Source organism: Vibrio sp. Hep-1b-8, from assembly GCF_006124995.1.
Lineage (GTDB): Bacteria > Pseudomonadota > Gammaproteobacteria > Enterobacterales > Vibrionaceae > Vibrio.
This window is the reverse complement of the sequence record NZ_QEWN01000106.1, coordinates 1-1789: the sequence shown is the minus strand read 5'-3', so window position 1 is coordinate 1789 and position 1789 is coordinate 1. Positions and strand designations below refer to the sequence as shown.

The 1789-nt window shown below is 38.7% G+C and carries 2 protein-coding genes and 1 pseudogene; 1 reads left to right on the top strand and 2 read right to left on the bottom strand.

What is annotated here, in order from left to right:
* The coding region (locus DA100_RS11620) for an IS630 family transposase (protein WP_138972282.1) at positions 1 to 794 on the top strand (794 nt) is incomplete at its 5' end.
* A 219-nt stretch (positions 795 to 1013) separates the two neighbouring features.
* Here the strand turns inward: DA100_RS11620 and DA100_RS11615 are convergent.
* Positions 1014 to 1625 carry a hypothetical protein gene (locus DA100_RS11615; RefSeq protein WP_138972281.1) on the bottom strand — a complete coding sequence of 204 codons (612 nt, stop codon included), beginning with the start codon at positions 1623 to 1625 and terminating at the stop codon, positions 1014 to 1016.
* A 49-nt stretch (positions 1626 to 1674) separates the two neighbouring features.
* Positions 1675 to 1789: pseudogene (locus tag DA100_RS11610) on the bottom strand (IS630 family transposase); the annotation flags it as partial.

Below are 1789 nucleotides of genomic sequence, written 5' to 3'. Positions count from 1 at the left end.
CTGCTACTCAAACCATGCACCTAATCGAGCATTTGACTGAGAAAACCTATTCTCACACTCATCAAATTGTCGCCTACGTTAAAGAGGCATTTGGACTTGATTATACGGTCTCTGGTATGAACAAATGGCTTCACCACAATGGCTTTAGCTACAAGCAACCGAAAGGCGTTCCACACAAGTTTGATAAAGCAAAACAGCAAGCATTCATAGAGGCTTATGAAGCTCTAAAGGCAAGCTGTGGCAAGGATGAATCGATAGTCTTTATCGATGCAGTTCACCCAACCTTATTAACAAAAATATCTCATGGCTGGATACGTACTGGTCAGGCTAAAGTGATTGAAACAACGGGCAATCGTAGCCGATTGAACATTATTGGCGCACTAAACCTGTCAGATATTGGTGCCACCATCGTTCACGATTACGAGAGTATTAACAGTGAAAATATTGTTCGCTTTTTCTGTAAGTTAAGAGAGAGTTATCCATTAGCCCATAAGCTTCATATCATCTTAGATGGTGCGGGATATCACCGCAGTGACTTAGTCAAAGATGCAGCGTTTGTCCTAAATATCGAACTACATTATCTTCCACCTTACAGTCCAAACCTCAACCCAATTGAGCGGCTTTGGAAGGTAATGAACGAGCAGTCGAGGAATAACGTTTACTTCAAAAATAAACGAGACTTCAAGGAAGCCATCGATCAATTTTTTACTGTGACTCTTCCAGAGATCGCAGGTTCACTGACGTCTCGAATCAATGATAATTTTCAGGTACTCAAGCCTGCATTTTCAAGTTGATTGGGTATATGAATTACGAGACAGAATGTTTCTTTCCGTGAGTTTATGCTTTGTATGTTTATAACACCAAGAGCAATAGCTGGTTATATCCGACATTGTTTACCTTTATTAAGTCTATTTAATTATCTGATTATTGGGCAACGCACGTTACAGTATAGGTTCTAACATGCGAGATTTGGATTAGACAAAGTTACTTGAAACCTTAAACGTTTGTATGGTTCATGAGCAAAAGTACGTGCCATGCTCAACGTCATGAGCAACTCGATCATCGTAACCCAGCTGGCTCCAAATCTTACGTAAAGCCGGTGAAGCGTTCCCTTTACAATATGAATCACCACCCGCATAGATCAAACCGTCTTTCTCGCTAGGGAACGTACAGCGAAAAATAAATGCACCATATGGCGATTTATCCATTTCTGACTGGCAATTTACCACTAGGTTTTCAATTTTAAATTCAGGATGCAATCTTACTGAGTTGTGGATTAGATTAGTGACATCTATGACCAAAATAGTAGAGTCATTTGCATACTTTTTATTAGATTTAGTGCGAATAGCACTATTAACTTTTAAATATAGATTCTGCAGTTTTTCTTGAACTATATGACAACTTGTTGTCTCGATAAATGCTTTCTGGTTTTCATCGAAATTAAACTCAAAGTCTGGTGCTTCTCGGTTTTTGTACGGCACACCTTTTCTGATAAAAAAGCTAGCTAGCGAAATTTCAAATCTTATTCCAACATATTGGCTGACTCGATTGCATTTTCTCAATTGTTTCTTGAATTGAGAAAAGTTCTGCTCAGAATTATCGCGTATCGACTTTAAGTCAGTCATAAGAGTGAACAAACGTTTTAGTTCAGAGTCACGATTATAATATACCCAATCAACTTGAAAATGCAGGCTTGAGTACCTGAAAATTATCATTGATTCGAGACGTCAGTGAACCTGCGATCTCTGGAAGAGTCACAGTAAAAAATTGATCGATGGCTTCCTTGAAG